The sequence below is a fragment of the Pseudomonas sp. XP2 genome (genome assembly GCF_053557975.1).
In genome coordinates this window covers 1-18,046 of sequence record NZ_JBNRIK010000005.1, presented here as the reverse complement: position 1 = coordinate 18,046, position 18,046 = coordinate 1, and the positions used below count along the sequence as shown (strand labels likewise).

Genomic DNA, 18,046 nt, shown 5'->3' with positions numbered 1-18,046 from the left:
AAGACCAAAGTAACCCGCCGGAAGGGCGGAAAGGTGACTCAGCGCCACCTGCGCGAACGAATGTCTACACTGTGTTAAGGCCCACATCGCAAGAAGCTAAAAAGCGGATATGGCTGTTTTGGTGCAGCGAACAGTCCGTTTGCGAAGGTGACGCTGAGTCACCTTTTCGCCCTTACGGCGAGTCACTTTTTGTCAGACGCGACAAAAAGTAAAAATACGCTGCGCTCCCATCATCCGGCCCCTGCGCTGCGCTCCGGGGTTCCCTCACTCCGGCCTCCTGAAGTCGCGAAGAGCAAGATCAAGAGCAAGATCGAAAGCCGGCGACACGGCCGCAGCCAGAAATACTGTTTATTACTGGCTATGCAGCATACCTGGGGTGCCGACCGGCGGATTGTAAGCACTGGAAGCAAATTTGCACCCGATTGCAGTTGCTCCACGCGACGTGGCGCCTTAGACTGCCGCCCCCTGTAAAAGAGTGCCGGTTGGCGCTTGAAAATTTCCGCTGCCGATGCCAAGGCGTCGGCGGCACCCGAATCGCCCCAATGCACATTTTTTCATAGAGAAATCGATGACCAAGGAACAGTTGCTGGCCATGTCGGCCGATGACTACATGAACGCTGACCAGCTGGCTTTCTTCACTGGCCTGCTGCAGTCGATGAAAGTCGAAACCCATGAACGCATCGAGCTCAGCCGTGCCACCATCGAAGGCCTGGACACTCCTTCGGACCCCGCCGATGTGGCTTCGGTCGAAGAAGAGCGTAGCTGGCTGGTCAATGCCATCGACCGCGACCAGCGCTTGTTGCCCCAGCTGGAAATGGCCCTGGATCGTATCTCCGACGAGAGCTTCGGCTGGTGCGATGACAGCGGTGAGCCCATTGGCCTGAAGCGCCTGCTGATCAGCCCGACCACCAAGTACTGCATCGAAGCCCAGGAGCGCCACGAGCAGCTCGACCGTCACCAGCGCCAGGTATAACCCCGCGCGCGGTGCCAGGCCCCACGGAGCGATCCCTGGGGCTTTTCGCGTTTCTTGCAGGTACCGGTTTTGTTGCCCAGCGCGTAACACTGCTGTACCGCGAAGCGCTGTTTTCTCCAGGCAGGCAGGCGTATCATGGCTTTATCGTTAGGGTGCTAACTAAATGCCGGAGGGCAGGATGAATAGCCGGGTCGATGTAGCCGTGATGATAGGTTCGGGTGTGCCAGCCACCTTGCAGGCGCTGGGCAAACGCATCTGCTGGGTGGTGCTGGTCAATGGCGAGCGCCGGGGCACCGCTTTCGCTACGCGTGAAGAGGCAATAGAGTGTCAGGCTGCCTGGCAGCAGCAACTTGAGAAAGGCCTGGCTGCCTGAAATTGTTTATTGCCTCTCGACGGGTTTCGGTGTTTTCGGGCATATTTGTCCCACAGTAATGCGCACATGGATGCCAGGGCTTGTCTTCTTGCAGGCTCACCCCCATGGTTGCGTTTTCTGGTGAGTGGTCTCAGGCATCACGCTTCCCAAACCGGGAATGAGCCAAACGCCTTCGGTTGAGGGCGAATCTGGCAAACCAGAGTAAAGATTCCTGCACGCTGCATCGTCAGCGGGCACAGACATTTCGCATATCGCTTTATTACTCTTTTCGCCTATCGATAAGAAATGGCCGTGCCTCCCCGAGCTTGGGGGAGGGCGGGTTGTAACCGGTTGAGGATTACTTCATTGGCAGTCAGCACACTTGATACCCATGCGTTGTTCGCCTTGGGCGACTTGCGCGGTAAATTGGCCCAGCTGTTCCAGGGTCGTTTTATCTACGTTACCGAACAAACTCCTGAAGGCCTTTACATGGCCGAGATCGACACCGAAAACGCATTGGTGGTCGATGACAAGCAGCGCCTCGAACTGAAAGTCGGCGACCACTTCCGCGCTGCCGTGTTGCCCAGCCGCGAAGGTGGCAAGCTGGAAATGCGCTTTCGCGATATCAAACTGAATGTGTATGGCGTGGGCGATTATGCCTTCGTCTCGGTACCTCAAGGCGAGGGCATCGTGTTGCGCGAGGGGCACGGCGTAATGCTGGTTTTCGCCGCGCAACAGCAGGTGCAGGAAGGCCTGGGCAAATTGCTCAAGGCGGTGACCGGCAAGGTTGCCAAATGGCGCAAAGGCGAGCTGACCACCTTCAAGGCCAGTGAATGACCGAAAGCGATAGTGCACCTGCCTCGCGTGCCGAATTTCATCGGCTGCACCAGGCGGATGCTGTGGCTGAGGCCGAACGTTTGCTGGGCAGGCGTGGGGAGCTGCAAGGCGCATGGTTGAACTGGGTCGCGGGTGAGCTGTACCAACTCGGCCCGCCCCCTTATGTCGCCATGGTGCGGCGGGAGCTGCAGCGCCTCAGCCAAGGCTGAGACGGCGGCCCTTCAGTTGCCCCGGTCGCGGCCGCTGCTGACTTCTTCAGGCACTGGCTCTTTAGACATGCGCTTGCGAAACAACGCCGCCCGGGCCAGCAGCAGCGTGGTGACCGGCACGGTGATCGACAGCAGAATGGGAATTAGCCAGGCGTGCAGGACCGGGGCTTCCTTGAGCCACGAGAAGTAGATGATCGAAGCCAGCGCTACACACCAGGCGCCAATGGTCGACGCCAGCGCAGGTGGGTGCATGCGCTGGAAGTAATCCTTCAGGCGCACCAGGCCTATTGCTCCGACCAGCGCGAACAGGCTGCCGGCCAGCAGCAGCGCGGCGGTGACCACTTCCAGCCAGAAGGGCAGTACCAGGGTTTCGGTCATTCGATTACCTCACCGCGCAGCAGAAACTTCGCCAGGGCAAACGAACCGACGAAGCCGAACAGCGCAATCAGCAGGGCACCTTCGAAGTAGGTGTCACTGGCATAACGGATTCCCAGCACCAGCATGGTCAGCATGGCCAGGATGTAAAGGTAGTCCAGCGCCAGCACCCGGTCCTGGGCGGACGGGCCACGGAACAGCCGGACCAGCGCCAGGCCCATGGCCAAGGTGAAGATGAACAGGCTGGCGAGGACAGCGTTGGCGAGCAGGCCTGTCATTGGAATATCTCCATCAGCGGGCGTTCGTAGGTGTCCTTGAAGTGCTGGATAAAGGCAGCCTCATCCTCCAGGTCGAACACGTGCAGCAGCAATACGCTGCGGTCCAGCGCCAGCTCGGACCAGACCGTGCCGGGCACTACAGTGGTGATCATCGACAGTGCCGCGAGCCCATGTGCGTCGTGCAGGGCCAGCGGAATATGCACGAACGCCGAGCGTGGTGGTTGCTTGCCGGCACGCAGGACGCCACGGGCCACCAGCAAATTGGACATGATCACATCCATGCCTACCCGGCCAATCAGCCGGGCGATGACGATTGGCCGACGCACGTGGGCATGCTGTGGGCGCAGCGGCGCCATCAGCAGTGGCGCCAGCACGCCAAGTGCGGCACCTAGCAGCAGGTTGCCAGGGCTGACCGATAGATTCAGCAGCAGCCACAGGCCGAATAGCGAAACCGAGAGCAGCGGAGCGGGGAACAGTCGGTTCATGGCTGCACCTGTACGTCGAGCGAGGTGGGCCCAGAAATCGGCCGTGCGGCCATCACGGCTTCGATATAGGCATCGGGGGCCTGCAGGCTGGCAGCGGTGTCCTGGGTGTAGCGCAGCAACGGCTCGGCCTTGAGGCTGAGGATGATGCACAGGCCTAGCAGGATGACGATGGGCAGGCACTCATAGCGGCGTAGCACTGGCGACGGGCGCTCTTCGGGTTTCCAGAAGCGCTGGATACCGACCCTGCCGAAGGCGATGAGCGAGGCCATGCCGGACAGGATCAGCAGCGCCACCAGGCCCCAGCCCGCCGCACTCAGCGGCTGCTCGGCCGGCACGCCCAGGCCTTGCGGGTTGAACAGTGCGCTGATCAGGTTGAGCTTGCCGACGAAGCCTGACAACGGCGGCATACCTATGATCAGCAAGGCGCAGGCGATGAAGCTGAGGCCGAGGAACGCCATGGTCCAGGGGATGATCTGGCCAATCACCACCTTCTGCTCGTCGTCGAGGTTGATACCTTTGGGCGGGTGTAACGACTCCAGCGGTGGCGGCATGGCGTCTTCTTCTTCGTCCAGCGGCACTTCGTTGGCCGAGCGCGAGCGTTCGACCAGTTCGGCAAGCAGGAACAGCGCGCACAGCGCCAGGGTCGAGTTGACCAAGTAGAACAGCGCCGCACCAGTCAGCGCCGACTGGGCAAAACCGACGGCGCCGAGCAGGGTGCCGGCCGAAACCAGGATGCTGAGCGCTGCCATGCGCTCCAGGCGCTGTGCGGCCAGGATCGACACTGCAGCCACCGCCAGGGTGACCAGGCCACCGTACACCAGCCACTCGCCACCGAAATGCGCCGATGCGCCGGCCTGCCCGGAGAACAGCAACGTCCACAGGCGCAGGAGGGCGTAAAGGCCGACCTTGGTCATGATGGCGAACAACGCGGCTACCGGCGCGCTGGCTGAGGCGTAGGCCGGCACCAGCCAGAAGTTCAGCGGCCAGATGCCGGCCTTGACCAGGAAGGCCATGGCCAGGATCGCCGCGCCGGCATGCAGCAGGCCGCGGTCCGCCTCCGGTACCAGTGGAATCTTCAGCGCCAGGTCGGCCATGTTCAGGGTGCCGGTTACCCCATACAGCATCGCTGCGCCGATCAGGAACAGCGACGAAGCGAACAGGTTGATTGCAATGTAGTGCAGGCCGGCTCGTACCCGCGCACGCCCCGAGCCATGTAGCAGCAAGCCATAGGAGGCTGCCAGCAGCACCTCGAAGAACACGAACAGGTTGAACAGGTCGGCGGTGAGAAAGGCGCCGTAAAGCCCCATCAGCTGAATCTGAAACAACGCATGGAAACTGGCCCCGGCACCGTCCCAGCGGGCGCGGGCAAACAGCAGGGCGCTGAAGCCGATGACACCGGTGAGGGTCAATAACAATGCCGACAGGTGGTCCACCACCAGGACGATACCGAACGGTGCTGGCCAGTTGCCCGGCAGGTAGACGCCGATCGATTCCGCCTGGCCCTGGGTGCGCACCCACAGCAGCAGGCTGACGGCGATGGCCAGGCCGGCGAAGGTCGACAGCAGGTTGAGCCGGGCCTTGATACGCCGATGTTTCTCGCCCAGCAGCAACATCACCGCTGCCGTCACCAGTGGCAGGAGAATGGGCGCGACGATCAGTTGGCTCATGCCATTCATTCGTCACGCTCCCGGCCATCCACGTGGTCGGTACCGGTCAGGCCGCGCGAGGCCAGCAACACCACCAGAAACAGCGCCGTCATGGCGAAGCTGATGACGATGGCCGTAAGCACCAGGGCCTGAGGCAACGGGTCGGTGTAGTGCAGCAGGTCTTGGGTGACGCCCTCCTTGATGATGGGCTCCTTGCCGATGAACAGGCTGCCCATGCTGAAGATGAACAGGTTTACGCCGTACGACAGCAGGCACAGGCCCATGATTACCTGGTAGGTCCGCGGGCGCAGAATCAGCCACACCCCCGAGGCGGCCAGCACGCCGATGGCGACTGCAATGACTTCTTCCATCAGGCGGCTCCTGCTTGGCTGGTTTTCGATGAATTGCCCGGGCGGTAGGCGCGCACCGACTGGTGCGCCAGGGCAGTGAGGATCAGCAGGGTCGAGCCGACTACCACGGTGTACACGCCAACATCGAAGAACAGCGCGCTGGCCACGTGCACATCACCGAGCAAAGGCAGGTGCAGGTGGGCGGTATGGGTGGTCAGGAACGGGTAGCCCAGCAGCATGGCGCCGATTCCGGTCAGGGTGGCGCACAGCAACCCGGTGCCCATCCAGCGCAGTGGGCGCAGGCTCATCTGCGCCTCCACCCACTGGGTGCCCGCCACCATGTATTGCAGGATGAAGGCCACCGACATCACCAGGCCGGCGACGAAGCCGCCGCCTGGCTGATTGTGGCCGCGCATGAACAGGTACATGGACACCAGCAGGGCGATTGGCAACAGCAGGCGCACCAGCACCGCAGGCACCATCATGAAGCCCAGGGCGGTGTCGGTGGCATGCCGCGGGTTGATCAGGTCGGTGACCACGTCACGCGCCAGCTGGCGTTGTTGCGCAGGCAACTGCATGCTCTCTTTGGGCGGGCGGAAGCGCCGCAGCAGGGCGAACACGGTCAGCGCCACGGCCACCAGCACAGTGATTTCACCGAGGGTATCGAAGCCGCGGAAGTCGACCAGCATGACATTGACCACATTGGTGCCGCCGCCTTGGGGCAGTGCACGGCTCAGGTAGAACGAGGAAATGTCGTTGGGGGTCGGCCGGGTCAGCATGGCGTAGGACAGCAAGGCCATCCCGCCACCCACCAGCACCGCCAGCAGCAGGTCGCGCAGGCGGCGCATGCGCGCACGCTCCAGGCTGCCCGGTAGCGGCGATACCCCTTCGATACGCCGTGGCAACCAACGCAGGCCAAGCAGGATCAGCACGGTGGTGACCACTTCGACCACCAGCTGGGTCAGGGCCAGGTCGGGTGCGGAGAACCAGACAAAGGTGATGCAGGTCATCAGGCCGCAGACACTGACCATGATCAGTGCTGCCAGGCGGTGGTACTTGGCCTGGTACGCGGCGCCGATGGCACAGGCGATGGCGATCAGCCACAGCGCGACGAACACGCCGGAACCCGGGATCTTAGGCCGGTCGCCCCAGCTGAGCCCGCTGTAGAGCATGGGCGTGAGGCCGGCGAGGAAGGCCGCGAGCACCAGCATGAACAGCTGCGACTGAAGGCGGCGGGTGGTGAACAGGCGTTCGATGCGCCGCGCCAGCAGCATCAGGTGAACCTGCCCGTGCTCGAACAGGCGCTTGCCATTGAAACGTTCGATCAACGGTGGGTAGGGGAAGCGGCCCAGGCGCAGTTGCTTGCGCAGCAGCAGGTACAGCACGATGCCGCCGCTCATGGCCACCAGGCTCATGATCAGTGGCGCATTCCAGCCATGCCAGATCGCCAGGCTGTACTCCGGCAAAGTACCGCCTACTACCGGGAGGGCTGCGGCGGCCAGCAGCGGACCGACCGACTGGGCGGGGAAGATGCCCACCACCAGGCAGGTGAGTACCAGCAGCTCGACCGGAGCACGCATCCAGCGTGGCGGCTCATGCGGGGTGTGGGGCAGGTCCTGGGCGGTGGGACCGAAGAACACATCCACGGTAAAGCGCAGGGCGTAGGCCACGCTGAAGGTACCGGCCAAGGTGGCGATCACCGGCAACGTTGCTTCGACCCAGGCAGTGGAACTGATAAACACCGTTTCGGCGAAGAACATTTCCTTGGACAGGAAGCCGTTCATCAGCGGCACGCCGGCCATCGAGGCGCTGGCCACCATGGCCAGGGTGGCAGTGTATGGCACCAGGCGGATCAGGCCGCTGAGGCGGCGGATGTCGCGGGTTCCACTTTCGTGGTCGATGATGCCGGCGGCCATGAACAACGAGGCCTTGAAGGTGGCGTGGTTGAGAATGTGGAACACGGCGGCGACCGCGGCCAGCGGGCTGTTCAGGCCCAGCAGGAGGGTAATCAGCCCCAGGTGGCTGATGGTTGAATAGGCCAGCAGCCCCTTGAGGTCGTTCTGGAACATGGCGGCGAAAGCGCCGAGCAGCAGGGTGAGGGCGCCGGCACCGCCGACGATCCAGAACCACTCTTCGCTGCCTGACAGCACCGGCCAGAACCGCGCTAGCAGGAATACCCCGGCCTTGACCATGGTGGCAGAGTGCAAATAGGCCGATACCGGAGTGGGCGCTGCCATGGCATGGGGCAGCCAGAAATGGAAGGGGAACTGTGCGCTTTTGCTCAGCGCGCCAATGAGGATCAGGGGCAGCAGCACCGGATAAAGCGCATGCTGGCGGATGGTGTCGCCGGCAGCCAGGACCTTGTCCAGGTCATAGCTGCCGACCACATGGCCGAGCAGCAGGGCACCCACCAGCAGGCACAAGCCACCCGCGCCGGTCACCATGAGCGCCATGTAGGCGCCGCGGCGGGCGTCAGCGCGGTGGTGCCAGTAACCGATAAGAAGAAATGAGAACAGGCTGGTCAGTTCCCAGAAGAACACCAGCTGAATCAGGTTACCGGAGATTACCAGGCCGAGCATGGCGCCCATGAAGGCCAGGAAGAAGGCGAAGAAACGCGGCACCGGGTCCTGTGGCGACATGTAGTAGCGCGCATACAGCGACACCAGTGTGCCGATGCCCAGCACCAGCAGCGAGAACAGCCAGGCAAAGCCGTCCATGCGCAGTACCAGGTTCAACCCCAGGCTGGGCAGCCAGAGGAATTCTTCGCGAATCACGCCCCCGTGGGCAATTTGAGGGTACAGCAGTGCTACCTGGACGGTGCCGACCAAGGCCACGAGCCCGGCGAGAATGGACTCGGCGTTACGTGCGTTGTGCGGCAGCACGGCTGCCAGGCAACTGCCCACGAACGGCAGAAGCAATAGCACTATCAATGACATAGGGGCCTATTCTGGAGAAGTTTGCAAAGATCATACGTGCCGGGGAAGTGATCACCAACACGCAAGCTGTCGCAGAATCCTACAAACAGGCTGTGACAAGCTGTTTTTTTATAACAGTTTTTTACAAAGCATAGTCGCTGTTGTCATCTTTACAGGCCGGTCTGGCGCTCGCCTTCACTCTGGACGTCGTGTGCTTCGACGGTTTCGCGGGGGCGGCGTACCTTGAGTTCGCTGACCACCACCGCGATCACGATCAGCAGGCCACCGAGCAGCGCCACGCCCGGCAGGCGTTCGCCGGCGATGCGCCCGACGATCCCGGCCCACACCGGTTCACCGGCATAAATGAGGGTGGCGCGGGTGGGCGAGACCGACTTCTGCGCCCAGTTCATGGCCACCTGGATCACCGCGCTCATGGCACCCAGGCCTATTGCGCTGGCCAGCAGCAGCCAGGAGAAGTCGGGGATGCGTTCCTGGGTCGGTACGATCATCAGGAACGCCAGCAGCGAAGCGGTCGCCAGTTGCACGACGGTGACCCGGCGCACATCGACCTGGCCGGCGTAACGGCTGATCAGGATGATTTCGGCAGCGATGGCGACGGCGCTGACCAGGGTAACCACCTCGCCCTCGCTGAAGTGCAGGCTGCCGCCTTCCGGGCCGGCCAGCAGCATCAGGCCGATGAACGCCAGGCAAATGCCGATGCTGGGCATCAGGCCAGGCCGGCGGCCCAGCACCAGCCACTGCAACAGCGGCACGAACGGCACGTACAACGCAGTGATGAACGCCGACTGGCTGCTGCTGATGGTCTGAAGACCCATGGTTTGCAGGCCGTAGCCGAGCATGATCGACACGCCTATCAGCAGGCCGGCCTTGAGCTCGGTGAAGGTCAGCCCGGGCAACGCCCGCGCCGAAACCACGCCCACGAACAGCGCTGCCGCAGCGAAGCGCAGGCCGACGAAGAACATCGGGCCGCTGACGGTCATTACGTTATGCACCAGCAGGAAGGTGCCGCCCCACAACATGGTGATGAACACCAGCACCAGTTCTGCCTTGCTCAGGCGGAAGGTAACGGCGGGGGTGGGTGTGTTGCGGGCCTGGCTCATGGTCTTGCGCACTCGGAGGGGGCGGCGCACAATCGCCGCAAAGTGGGCAGTATACTGCGCAATCTTGACCAGTGAGCAATATAGTGCACAAAGATACTTCGCATCGGGCATCGGTGCTGCAGCATGTGAGCCTCAACGTACGCAGCCTGCGCAACGCTGGCGGGTTGAGCCAGACGGCGTTGGCCGAGCGCTCAGGCGTCAGCCGGCGCATGCTGGTGGCGATCGAGGCAGGCGAGAAGAACGTCAGCCTGACTACCCTCGACCTGATCGCCGAAGCCTTGGGGGTGGCGTTCAGCACCCTGATTCAGGCGCCTGACCAGCGCGACCCCGGCCGCATCGAGGAATTGGCCTGGGCCGGGGTATACCCGCAGAGCCGGGCAGTGCTGCTGGGTAGCAGTGCGGCACGGCGTGAGGTGGAGCTTTGGGAGTGGACCCTTGCACCGGGCGAGTGCTATTCCAGCGAGGCTGATGCCGAAGGCTGGAGCGAGCAGATCTATGTGGCTGAAGGGCAACTGACGCTGATTATCGAAGGGATCGAGCATTGCCTGCAGGTGGGGCAGTTTCATGTGTTTCCCAGCAATTGCCGGTACGCCTACCGTAATGATGCTGGGGTTGCGGTGAGATTTGTGCGCAATGTGGTGATTTGAGTCGCTGCAGGCATCGGGCAAGCCTGATGCCTGCAGCGATACCTGTAGCCGATTGCCCAGCCCGCTCCCTGAAGAGCGTTAACCCGATCAGTTTTTCAGTAGCTCATCCGTCTTCACCACCGAGGCATAGGCAAACGCCAAGGCCGCCATAGCCGAATCATGCACCTGCGCAGCCGGCACCTGCTTGCCATTGAACTCCAGTGGCAGGGTAGCGCAAGCATCATGCGCCACGGTCACCGTGTAGCCCAGGTCAGCTGCAGCGCGGGTAGCGGCGTCAATGCACATGTGGCTCATGCTGCCAACGATGGTCAGGGCTTCGACGCCATGCCGGTCCAGCGTGAGCTCAAGGTCGGTACCGAGGAAGGCGTTGACCTTGTGTTTGAGCACCACCGGTTCACCTGTTACCGGCTCGACCTTGCTGTGAATGGCCGCACCCAGCGAGCCGGGCGCGAAGAATGGTGCATCGACGCTGTCGAATTCATGCCGCACATGTACCACCAGCTCGCCGCGCTGGCGCGCCGCCGCCAGCAGCCGGGCGGCGTTGTCGGCCGCCTGGTCGGCGCCCACGAGGGGCCACTTGCCGCCCGGGAAGTAGTCGTTCTGGATGTCGATGATGATCAGCGCCTGCTTGCTCATGCTGCCTCCTGTGGCAGTAGTCGTCGGGAGACGTTAGTTATAGGCTGTGTGCACTGACCTGAGGATTGGCGCGAACGACACTATGCAGGCAAAAACTGACACCCTCGCCAGCCTGGACATCGGCCTGCTGCTGTACCCCGGCGTGCAGCGCGCCGCTGTGCATGGCCTGGCTGACCTGTTCCTGGTGGCCAACCGGGTTGTGGCGGAGCTGGGGGCCGTCGAACTGCCGCACATTCGTGTCAGCTTCTGGCAGGCAGATGAGGCGGGGCAGTTGCTGCCTGCCCCGGATAGCCCGGCGGTCGCCGCGCCGGGCCTGCGTGTACTGGTCATTCCGCCGAGCCTGGAGTCGGCTCCACAAGCCGAGCTGCTCGAACGTCACCGTGCGTCGCTGTGCCAGCTGCACGGGCACGGTACGGTACTGGCGTCGGTGTGTATCGGTGTGTTCTTCATTGCCGCCAGCGGCCTGCTCGACGGTCGCCCGGCCTGCACGCACTGGAACTACGTGCAGGCGCTAGCCCAGCGCTTCCCCAAGGTGCGAGTAGAGTCTCAGCAGCCATTGCTGGATGACGGTGATATCGTGACCTCGGCCGGGCTTATGGCCTGGACTGACCTGGGCTTGCGCTTGCTGGAGCGTTTTTTGGGGCCTACGGTGGCACGGGAGACTGCCCGCTATCTCGCCGTCGACCCGGTCGCGGCACCGCTACCTGGGGCTGTGTTCAATCCGCGTCTGGACCACGGTGACGAGGCGGTGCTGAAAGTGCAGCACTGGTTGCAGGGCAGTGGCGGGCAGGAAGCCGACCTCGCCGCCATGGCTGCGTGTGCAGGGCTGGAAGCCCGCACCTTTCTGCGGCGCTTTCGTGCCGCTACCGGGTTGCGACCGACCGAGTATTGTCAGCAGGTGAGGGTGGGGCGGGCGTGCCGTTTGCTGGAATTCACCCGGCGCAACGTCGAACAGATCGCCTGGGGTGTCGGTTACCAGGACCCGGGCGCGTTTCGCAAGGTGTTCCAGCGCATCACTGGCCTGACCCCGAGTGACTATCGGCGGCGTTTTGCGGTATTAGGCCAGGGGCAGGCAGAAACCACTTGACCTTGACTTCACTTGAGGTTTTACCCTGCTCGGCATCGCGAAGCATGCGTCCGTAACCAGGAGAACGTCGATGTCGGCAAGCCCTCATGCCCTGTGGTTCACCCAAATGATCGAATATGAAGTGCCCAGCATGTGCCAGCAAGCGCTGGCCCTGGCGTTGGTGGCGCGCAGCGAAGCGCTGGCCACGCGCTGTGAAGGGCTGCAGGGTGTCAGCATCCAGGCCAGTGACGATGGCAGCCGGGTGCTCCAGTACCTGCAGTGGCAGTCACGCCAAGCCTGGGTAGCGGCAGCCGAGTACTTCGTCGAGGAACCCTTCCTTGAACTGCTGGGTCAGCATCAGGCGCGTGGCGTAAACTTTGCCGCCTACCAGGCCTTGCGCAGCCTGGTGCGCGGCGCCGATGGTGGTCTGCAGTGCGAGGTGGGGTGAGCCTCAGGCATACCAGGGGGCATAGTGCGGGTAGCGGTCCAGGCGGGCACCGATCACCATTTCGCTGATCCACGCTGCCAGGATCGAGCTGTAGGCCTTCTGGCTCGCTTCGCTGGACAGCGCGTGGTCGGCACCGTCGACGATGCGATGGGTGAGCGAGTGGGCGCCGACGAATGCCGAACGGTAGCTCATCAATGTGCTGTGCGGCACATAGTCGTCCTGCTCGGACTCCACCAGCAACACATCCCCGCCGAATTCGGCGCACGCCGCCAGTGCGCGATTGTCTGCCGGGCCCAGCGATCGCTGGCGGTAGGCATTCAGGCGTTGGCGGTCGAGGGTTTGCTTGGGGGTGTTCCATTCGTCGTCCCAATACATGGCGGGTACGCGCAGGGCCAGCCATCTGACTGGCCGCTCGCGGGTCAGCAAGGTTGCCAGGTAGCCACCATAGCTGCTGCCGATGATGGCGATGGCACTGCTGTCTACGGCTGGATGGCTGACCAGCCGGTCGTAGGCCACCAGCAGGTCCTGCAGGTTCTGTTCACGGGTGACCGTCAGGCGTTGGCTTTCGGTCTTTTCATGGCCGCGCAGGTCGAAGGTCATGCACACGCAGCCCAGCCCGGTGATGTGTCGGGCACGGGCCAGATCACGCTGCTGGCTGCCGCCCCAACCGTGCACGAAGAGGATGCCTGGCATCTTGCTGCCAGGGCTGACCAGCGTGCCGACAATGCTGTCGTTGTCGACTTGCAGTTCAACGGTTTCACTCTGAACGGCCATGTTCGCGAATCCGTGCAAATTTGCTGAGTTGTCCGAGTTCACTGTCGTTTCCTTGGTAGAAGAGGGTGGCGTCAGCGGGCAGGTCGGGCGTACCGAATACTTCGTGCGTGGAGGCTCGCACCCGCTGCAATGCCGGATCATCGGCAAAAGCCTGCAGGGCCAGCAGCTCGGCACTGCTCGCACCGCCCAGGCGCCAGGATTGTTCGAGCACGCCGCTACGCAGGTGGCCCTGAGGGTTCAGGCCGCGAGCGATGTCGTAGTTGCGCCGCGAGGCGATGAAGCCAGGGAAGTGCTGCTCGGCAGCCTGTTCGTAGGCCATGGCCTGGTTGATGGCCAGGCGCAGGTGGTCTTCCAGCGGCAGTTGCAGCAGCGCCTGATAGTCACCACGTACCACTACCAGGTCAGAACCGCCATACACCTCGGTGCCCTGATGATCGTGGGTCAGTTGCTGGGTGCCGTGATAGCTGCAGGTCAGGCCGGCGACACGCACCTGGCCAACGCTGAAGGTTTGCACGTCGCTCAGATCTTCTTCGAGTACCAGCCCCCACAGTGCCAGGTCCTGGTCATCCATGGCGGCCAGCAGTGGCTCTAGCGCGCTCGCCGTTGAGATGACCTGCTGCCCTCGGCCTGCGCAGGCCAGCACGGGCTTGACCCTCAGGGGGCCGTCGAGCAATAACAACTGAGCGGCGGTGCGCGCATCGGCTTTGCTGAAAACGGTATAGCCGCGCAGCAAAGCGTCGCTTGCCTGTCGGGCGAAGTCATCGGTCCAGCCTGGCGGAAAGCTGGCTCCGGCCGGCAACGGGTGGGAGATTGCCTTGGTCGCCATGTAAGGGTGTGCGACCAGGCCGCCGAACAGGTCCTGCTCGCTGCGGATGCCCATGGCGGCATGGCGTTTTGGCTCGATCAGGGTTTCGGTAGGCAAGTAATAATAGCTGTCAGCGGCGGTTGTTGAATGGGGGGGGTGTATGTGCGGGCAGCCGAGCAGGCCTGCCAGGCCATCGGCGAGCTTGAGGTGCACGGCATGCTCATGTTCTGGCGTATGTTCGCGGGTGTCGAGCAACACCACGCCGGTTTTCCGGTCGCAGGCACTGGGCATGGTCATTTGCCTGTGTGCAATGAATGTACTGTGTCTGAAGCCGGTGTTTTGGGGAAGTTCAGCGGGACTTGATCGGTGGTCCTGTCCGTTTGTAGGAAGCGTCCTGTTGGCACAGGGCGTGGCGGGCAATGCATGCCGTGTCTTGGTCGCCGCGATTGCAGCGCTCTGGCGGCTGTTCCATTATCGGGTACTGGATTAACCGTGATGTAGCCGCAGGAGAGCGCATGAACGTTCAGACCACCCTTGAGCAAAGCGTGCCAGAGCGACTGGCGCACGTGCGCCAGGCCATGGCCGCAGGGGGCATCGATGCCTTGCTGGTACCCTCGGCCGACCCCCACCTTTCCGAATACCTGCCCGGTTACTGGCAGGGGCGCCAGTGGCTTTCGGGTTTTCACGGCTCGGTCGGCACGCTGGTAGTCACGCCCGCCTTTGCAGGGTTGTGGGTCGATAGCCGGTACTGGGAGCAAGCGGATCACGAGCTGGCTGGTAGCGGTATCGAACTGATGAAGCTGCTGCCCGGCAAGCCTGGGGCGCTGGAGTGGCTGGGCGATAATGTCGAGCCCGATGGCAACGTCGCGGTGGATGGGGCCGTCATGGCGCTGGCGTCGGCGCGCCAGCTGGGTGAGCGGCTCAAGGCCCGTGGGGCAAGGCTGGTGACCGACCAGGACCTGCTAGCCCAGGTCTGGGAAGGGCGCCCAGCGCTGCCCGCCAACCCGGTGTACCAGCACTTGCCGCCGCACGCCACGGTAAGCCGGGCGGAAAAGCTCGCGCAATTGCGCCAGGGCCTCCAGGCCAAAGGGGCCGACTGGCACTTTATTGCAACCCTGGATGACATCGCCTGGCTGTTCAACCTGCGTGGCAGTGATGTTTCGTACAACCCGGTTTTCCTGGCTTTTGCCTTGATCAGTCAGCAGCAGGCCATTCTGTTCGTGGGCCAGGACAAGGTGGACGCGCATTTGCGTCAGGTGCTGGCGGTGGACGGCATCGAGGTGCGCGACTATAGCGAGGCAGGCAACGCCTTGGCCGCTGTTCCGGTGGGGGCGCGGTTGTTGGTGGACCCTGCCCGTGTCACCTGCGGCCTGCTGGGCAATCTGGCGGCAGAGGTGGTGCTGGTCGAGGGGCTCAACCCCACCAGCCTGAGCAAATCCTGCAAAGGTGACGATGACCTGGTGCATATCCGCCATGTCATGGAGCAGGACGGTGCGGCCTTGTGCGAGTTTTTCGCCTGGTTCGAGGCCAACCTTCGCCAGGAGGTCATTACCGAGCTGACAGTCGACGAGCAATTGAGTGCCGCACGTGCCCGGCGTCCGAACTTCGTGTCGCTGAGTTTTTCAACCATTGCCGCCTTCAATGGCAATGGCGCCATGCCACACTACCGTGCCACCGAGCAGTCGCATGCGGTCATTGAGGGGGATGGCTTGCTGCTGATCGACTCTGGCGGGCAATACCTGGGTGGCACCACCGACATCACCCGTATGGTGCCAGTCGGTAACCCCAGCCACGCACAGAAGCAGGACTGCACCCGGGTACTCAAGGGCATGATCGCCCTGTCACGTGCCACCTTCCCGCGAGGAATACTGTCGCCGTTGCTCGACGCCATTGCCCGGGCGCCAATCTGGGCTGACCAGGTCGATTATGGCCACGGTACCGGGCATGGTGTTGGCTACTTCATGAACGTGCACGAAGGGCCTCAAGTGATTGCCTACCAGGCGGCACCCACACCGCAGACGGCGATGCAGTTGGGCATGATCAGCTCCATCGAGCCGGGTACGTATCGCCCGGGGCAGTGGGGCGTGCGTATCGAGAACCTGGTGGTCAACCGCGAAGCAGGCAAGAGTGCCTTTGGTGACTTCCTGTGCTTCGAGACCTTGACGCTGTGCCCGATCGATACCCGCTGCCTGTTGCCCGAGCTGCTGGCCAAGGAAGAGGTGGAGTGGCTGAACGGCTACCACGCGAACGTGCGTGAACGCCTGGCACCGCTGCTCAAGGGTGATGCGCTGGCCTGGCTGCAGGTGCGTACCGAGCCCCTGTAAGGGCAAATGAAAAAGGGCAGCCTGTGAGCTGCCCTTTCTTCTACTTGCAGATGACGATCATGCTGCGGCTGGTGTACCCCGCCGGGTTGATGCCGAACAAGTAGTCACCGGCCTCTTCATCGCTATCGCCCGAGCGTGCAACGACCCGGTAGCCGCGTGTGCTGCACGAGGTCGCGGCCTTGCTGTAGCAGTTGTCCCATGAAGAGGAAAGACCTGAGCAATTGATATGCAGGCCCTTCTTGCCCCTTTTGACCTCAGTCTTGGCTGTAGCGGCACATCCAGCAATAGCCAAGATGGCCAGGATAAGAAAAATACGTTTCATTCCTGTCCTTAAATGCAGGGCGGATCAGTTGTCTGGCCCTGTCGTTATCGCTTCGCTTCTTCCTGAAAATATCCCCAGCGTCCGTGTTTGGTCCAGTAGATAGCGTAAAGATGATGATTTTATGACAGCTTAATCAGCGAGGCGGGTGGCTACAATCACTAATCCTGTCTCAAATGAAAATATTTCTCATATCAATCTGCCGCAACAACCGGGGCGGGCTCCTTGCGCATGGACAGGGTAGTGCCAACCGAAGCGGCGATGATTGCTCCAATCGCCAGCCATTGGGTGAGCGTCAGCACCTCGCCGAGGAACAGCAGGCCGGACAGTGCGCCGAATGCAGGTTCAATGCTCATCAGGGTGCCGAACGTGCGCGCCGGGATGCGTGTGAGTGCAACCATTTCCAGGCTGTAGGGCAGGGCGGTGGACAGCACCGCAACGGCCAGGGCCACGGGGATCAACGCAGGTGTGAGCAGTGCGCTGCCGGCGTGTGCGATACCTATCGGCGCTACGAACAGGGCGGCTACCACCACCCCCAGGGCCGCACTCTGCATACCATGCTCGGCGCCGGCACGCTGCCCGAACAGGATATAGAGGGCCCAACATACGCCAGCACCCAAAGCATAAGCAGCCCCCACCGGGTCGAGTGCCTGGCCGCTGTGGCCAGCCGGCATCAACAGCAGCAGTCCGGCTATCGCCAAGGCGATCCACAGGAAGTCGATCGGTCGGCGCGAGGAGAAGATTGCCACCGCCAAAGGGCCGGTAAACTCCAAGGCCACGGCGATGCCGATCGGAACGGTTTGCAGTGCCATATAGAAGAGGAAGTTCATGCCACCCAGCGCCATGCCATAGATGACCACGTTGCGTAGGGTGGTGGCGGTCATGCGTACCCGCCACGGGCGCAATAGCAGCAGCATGATGATGCTGGCGAAAATCAGGCGCAGTGCAGTGGTGCCTTGTGCGCCGATGATGGGGAACATGCTTTTGGCCAGGGAGGCACCGGACTGGATCGATGCCATGGCAATAAGCAGCAGGCCGATCGGGAAGAGGGTGGCGGCCAGGCCGCGGGGTTGGGTGTTCATTTAGGTGCGGCGATCCTTGGGCGGTGTGTGGAGTGAGCAATATAGTGCGCAATTGGTGGGGCGCGTGATAGCCCTTAAGTGACTCCGCCAGTCATTTTTCAAATCATTGAAATTAAAGGTTGACCTTCTGCAGGACCGCCCTATAATGCGCACCATTCCAACGGGGCAGCGAAGTAGAACTAGCCACCCAGTTGAGTTAAGTGTTTGAAGCTAAACGCGTTTCTCGCAAAAAACTTCAAAATAAACGCTTGACAGGCTCTGAGGAAGGCGTAGAATGCGCGCCTCGGTTGAGACGAAAAGCTCTTAACCAAACGCTCTTTAACAAATTGAATCAAGCAATTCGTGTGGGTGCTTGTGAGTATGGACTGATAGTCAAAAAGATTATCAGCATCACAAGTGACCAT

The 18,046-nt window shown here is 62.3% G+C and carries 20 protein-coding genes and 1 pseudogene; 9 read left to right on the top strand and 12 right to left on the bottom strand.

The window, feature by feature from the left end:
- The first annotated feature begins 568 nt into the window (after nucleotides 1-568).
- The 4 genes from ACK1VC_RS07915 (at nucleotide 569) to ACK1VC_RS07900 (ending at nucleotide 2,371) form a co-directional block, all read left to right on the top strand.
- Complete coding sequence (locus ACK1VC_RS07915) at nucleotides 569-973, top strand: TraR/DksA family transcriptional regulator (RefSeq protein ID WP_016485822.1); 405 nt, start codon at nucleotides 569-571, stop codon at nucleotides 971-973.
- A gap of 178 nt (nucleotides 974-1,151) precedes the next feature.
- Entirely contained in the window at nucleotides 1,152-1,346 is a 195-nt protein-coding gene (locus ACK1VC_RS07910) for a hypothetical protein (RefSeq protein ID WP_016485823.1), read from the top strand.
- A gap of 345 nt (nucleotides 1,347-1,691) precedes the next feature.
- Nucleotides 1,692-2,162 (top strand): hypothetical protein, encoded by a 471-nt coding sequence (locus ACK1VC_RS07905; RefSeq protein ID WP_033732504.1) that lies wholly within the window; start codon nucleotides 1,692-1,694, stop codon nucleotides 2,160-2,162.
- Nucleotides 2,159-2,371, top strand: coding sequence for a hypothetical protein (locus tag ACK1VC_RS07900; RefSeq protein ID WP_191087453.1), 213 nt, complete (start codon nucleotides 2,159-2,161; stop codon nucleotides 2,369-2,371). Before ACK1VC_RS07905 ends, ACK1VC_RS07900 begins: the two co-directional genes overlap by 4 nt.
- A gap of 12 nt (nucleotides 2,372-2,383) precedes the next feature.
- On the opposite strand, the gene ACK1VC_RS07895 is transcribed toward ACK1VC_RS07900, so the two are convergent.
- From ACK1VC_RS07895 to ACK1VC_RS07865, 7 genes are all read right to left on the bottom strand, one after another.
- On the bottom strand, nucleotides 2,384-2,749 hold the full coding sequence (locus ACK1VC_RS07895) for a Na+/H+ antiporter subunit G (RefSeq protein ID WP_016485826.1): 366 nt from the start codon (nucleotides 2,747-2,749) through the stop codon (nucleotides 2,384-2,386).
- Complete coding sequence (locus ACK1VC_RS07890) at nucleotides 2,746-3,024, bottom strand: K+/H+ antiporter subunit F (RefSeq protein WP_016485827.1); 279 nt, start codon at nucleotides 3,022-3,024, stop codon at nucleotides 2,746-2,748. Before ACK1VC_RS07890 ends, ACK1VC_RS07895 begins: the two co-directional genes overlap by 4 nt.
- The gene (locus tag ACK1VC_RS07885) at nucleotides 3,021-3,509 is read right to left on the bottom strand and encodes a Na+/H+ antiporter subunit E (RefSeq protein WP_016485828.1); all 489 of its coding nucleotides are present in this window, start codon (nucleotides 3,507-3,509) and stop codon (nucleotides 3,021-3,023) included. The genes ACK1VC_RS07890 and ACK1VC_RS07885 overlap by 4 nt, the downstream gene beginning before the upstream one ends.
- Nucleotides 3,506-5,185 (bottom strand): monovalent cation/H+ antiporter subunit D, encoded by a 1,680-nt coding sequence (locus ACK1VC_RS07880; RefSeq protein WP_096425849.1) that lies wholly within the window; start codon nucleotides 5,183-5,185, stop codon nucleotides 3,506-3,508. The genes ACK1VC_RS07885 and ACK1VC_RS07880 overlap by 4 nt, the downstream gene beginning before the upstream one ends.
- Nucleotides 5,182-5,526, bottom strand: coding sequence for a Na+/H+ antiporter subunit C (locus tag ACK1VC_RS07875; RefSeq protein ID WP_012315281.1), 345 nt, complete (start codon nucleotides 5,524-5,526; stop codon nucleotides 5,182-5,184). Before ACK1VC_RS07875 ends, ACK1VC_RS07880 begins: the two co-directional genes overlap by 4 nt.
- Entirely contained in the window at nucleotides 5,526-8,441 is a 2,916-nt protein-coding gene (locus ACK1VC_RS07870; RefSeq protein ID WP_016485830.1) for a monovalent cation/H+ antiporter subunit A, read from the bottom strand. Before ACK1VC_RS07870 ends, ACK1VC_RS07875 begins: the two co-directional genes overlap by 1 nt.
- Nucleotides 8,442-8,590: 149 nt before the next feature.
- Nucleotides 8,591-9,541, bottom strand: a complete 951-nt coding sequence (locus ACK1VC_RS07865) for a DMT family transporter (protein ID WP_016485831.1) — start codon at nucleotides 9,539-9,541, stop codon at nucleotides 8,591-8,593.
- A gap of 83 nt (nucleotides 9,542-9,624) precedes the next feature.
- Here ACK1VC_RS07865 and ACK1VC_RS07860 point away from each other — a divergent pair, with 83 nt between their 5' ends.
- Nucleotides 9,625-10,188 carry a helix-turn-helix domain-containing protein gene (locus ACK1VC_RS07860; protein WP_016485832.1) on the top strand — a complete coding sequence of 188 codons (564 nt, stop codon included), beginning with the start codon at nucleotides 9,625-9,627 and terminating at the stop codon, nucleotides 10,186-10,188.
- 87 nt (nucleotides 10,189-10,275) lie between these two features.
- Here ACK1VC_RS07860 and ACK1VC_RS07855 read toward each other — a convergent pair whose 3' ends face one another.
- Nucleotides 10,276-10,824, bottom strand: a complete 549-nt coding sequence (locus ACK1VC_RS07855; protein WP_016485833.1) for a cysteine hydrolase family protein — start codon at nucleotides 10,822-10,824, stop codon at nucleotides 10,276-10,278.
- Between the two features lie 82 nt (nucleotides 10,825-10,906).
- Here ACK1VC_RS07855 and ACK1VC_RS07850 point away from each other — a divergent pair, with 82 nt between their 5' ends.
- Both ACK1VC_RS07850 and ACK1VC_RS07845 read left to right on the top strand, forming a co-directional pair.
- Entirely contained in the window at nucleotides 10,907-11,911 is a 1,005-nt protein-coding gene (locus ACK1VC_RS07850; protein WP_191087454.1) for a GlxA family transcriptional regulator, read from the top strand.
- Between the two features lie 70 nt (nucleotides 11,912-11,981).
- A pseudogene (locus ACK1VC_RS07845) lies at nucleotides 11,982-12,363 on the top strand (antibiotic biosynthesis monooxygenase).
- Here ACK1VC_RS07845 and ACK1VC_RS07840 read toward each other — a convergent pair.
- Nucleotides 12,342-13,112 (bottom strand): alpha/beta hydrolase family protein, encoded by a 771-nt coding sequence (locus ACK1VC_RS07840; RefSeq protein ID WP_016485835.1) that lies wholly within the window; start codon nucleotides 13,110-13,112, stop codon nucleotides 12,342-12,344. The pseudogene ACK1VC_RS07845 and the gene ACK1VC_RS07840 sit on opposite strands and share 22 nt — an antisense overlap.
- A complete protein-coding gene (locus ACK1VC_RS07835) occupies nucleotides 13,096-14,214 on the bottom strand; it encodes a DUF3182 family protein (RefSeq protein ID WP_016485836.1) in 1,119 nt (372 codons plus the stop codon). The genes ACK1VC_RS07840 and ACK1VC_RS07835 overlap by 17 nt, the downstream gene beginning before the upstream one ends.
- A gap of 218 nt (nucleotides 14,215-14,432) precedes the next feature.
- On the opposite strand from ACK1VC_RS07835, the gene ACK1VC_RS07830 reads away from it, so the two are divergent.
- Nucleotides 14,433-16,241, top strand: a complete 1,809-nt coding sequence (locus ACK1VC_RS07830) for an aminopeptidase P family protein (RefSeq protein WP_016485837.1) — start codon at nucleotides 14,433-14,435, stop codon at nucleotides 16,239-16,241.
- Nucleotides 16,242-16,281: 40 nt separating this feature from the next.
- On the opposite strand, the gene ACK1VC_RS07825 is transcribed toward ACK1VC_RS07830, so the two are convergent.
- Together ACK1VC_RS07825 and rhtA are read right to left on the bottom strand one after the other, a co-directional pair.
- Entirely contained in the window at nucleotides 16,282-16,563 is a 282-nt protein-coding gene (locus tag ACK1VC_RS07825; RefSeq protein WP_016485838.1) for a hypothetical protein, read from the bottom strand.
- A 191-nt stretch (nucleotides 16,564-16,754) separates the two neighbouring features.
- The gene (rhtA, locus tag ACK1VC_RS07820) at nucleotides 16,755-17,642 is read right to left on the bottom strand and encodes a threonine/homoserine exporter RhtA (RefSeq protein ID WP_016485839.1); all 888 of its coding nucleotides are present in this window, start codon (nucleotides 17,640-17,642) and stop codon (nucleotides 16,755-16,757) included.
- A 200-nt stretch (nucleotides 17,643-17,842) separates the two neighbouring features.
- On the opposite strand from rhtA, the gene ACK1VC_RS07815 reads away from it, so the two are divergent.
- Nucleotides 17,843-18,046 (top strand): hypothetical protein (locus tag ACK1VC_RS07815; RefSeq protein ID WP_449117934.1); only part of this gene is annotated, 204 nt, incomplete at its 3' end.

What these genes read in the sequence shown, in the direction of transcription:
- ACK1VC_RS07915 (WP_016485822.1), top strand. Translation starts at nt 569, where the DNA reads ATGACCAAGGAACAGTTGCTGGCCATGTCGGCCGATGACTACATGAAC.
- ACK1VC_RS07910 (WP_016485823.1), top strand. Translation starts at nt 1,152, where the DNA reads ATGAATAGCCGGGTCGATGTAGCCGTGATGATAGGTTCGGGTGTGCCA.
- ACK1VC_RS07900 (WP_191087453.1), top strand. Translation starts at nt 2,159, where the DNA reads ATGACCGAAAGCGATAGTGCACCTGCCTCGCGTGCCGAATTTCATCGG.
- ACK1VC_RS07895 (WP_016485826.1), bottom strand. Translation starts at nt 2,749, where the DNA reads ATGACCGAAACCCTGGTACTGCCCTTCTGGCTGGAAGTGGTCACCGCC.
- ACK1VC_RS07890 (WP_016485827.1), bottom strand. Translation starts at nt 3,024, where the DNA reads ATGACAGGCCTGCTCGCCAACGCTGTCCTCGCCAGCCTGTTCATCTTC.
- ACK1VC_RS07885 (WP_016485828.1), bottom strand. Translation starts at nt 3,509, where the DNA reads ATGAACCGACTGTTCCCCGCTCCGCTGCTCTCGGTTTCGCTATTCGGC.
- ACK1VC_RS07880 (WP_096425849.1), bottom strand. Translation starts at nt 5,185, where the DNA reads ATGAATGGCATGAGCCAACTGATCGTCGCGCCCATTCTCCTGCCACTG.
- ACK1VC_RS07875 (WP_012315281.1), bottom strand. Translation starts at nt 5,526, where the DNA reads ATGGAAGAAGTCATTGCAGTCGCCATCGGCGTGCTGGCCGCCTCGGGG.
- ACK1VC_RS07870 (WP_016485830.1), bottom strand. Translation starts at nt 8,441, where the DNA reads ATGTCATTGATAGTGCTATTGCTTCTGCCGTTCGTGGGCAGTTGCCTG.
- ACK1VC_RS07865 (WP_016485831.1), bottom strand. Translation starts at nt 9,541, where the DNA reads ATGAGCCAGGCCCGCAACACACCCACCCCCGCCGTTACCTTCCGCCTG.
- ACK1VC_RS07855 (WP_016485833.1), bottom strand. Translation starts at nt 10,824, where the DNA reads ATGAGCAAGCAGGCGCTGATCATCATCGACATCCAGAACGACTACTTC.
- ACK1VC_RS07850 (WP_191087454.1), top strand. Translation starts at nt 10,907, where the DNA reads ATGCAGGCAAAAACTGACACCCTCGCCAGCCTGGACATCGGCCTGCTG.
- ACK1VC_RS07840 (WP_016485835.1), bottom strand. Translation starts at nt 13,112, where the DNA reads ATGGCCGTTCAGAGTGAAACCGTTGAACTGCAAGTCGACAACGACAGC.
- ACK1VC_RS07835 (WP_016485836.1), bottom strand. Translation starts at nt 14,214, where the DNA reads ATGACCATGCCCAGTGCCTGCGACCGGAAAACCGGCGTGGTGTTGCTC.
- ACK1VC_RS07830 (WP_016485837.1), top strand. Translation starts at nt 14,433, where the DNA reads ATGAACGTTCAGACCACCCTTGAGCAAAGCGTGCCAGAGCGACTGGCG.
- ACK1VC_RS07825 (WP_016485838.1), bottom strand. Translation starts at nt 16,563, where the DNA reads ATGAAACGTATTTTTCTTATCCTGGCCATCTTGGCTATTGCTGGATGT.
- rhtA (WP_016485839.1), bottom strand. Translation starts at nt 17,642, where the DNA reads ATGAACACCCAACCCCGCGGCCTGGCCGCCACCCTCTTCCCGATCGGC.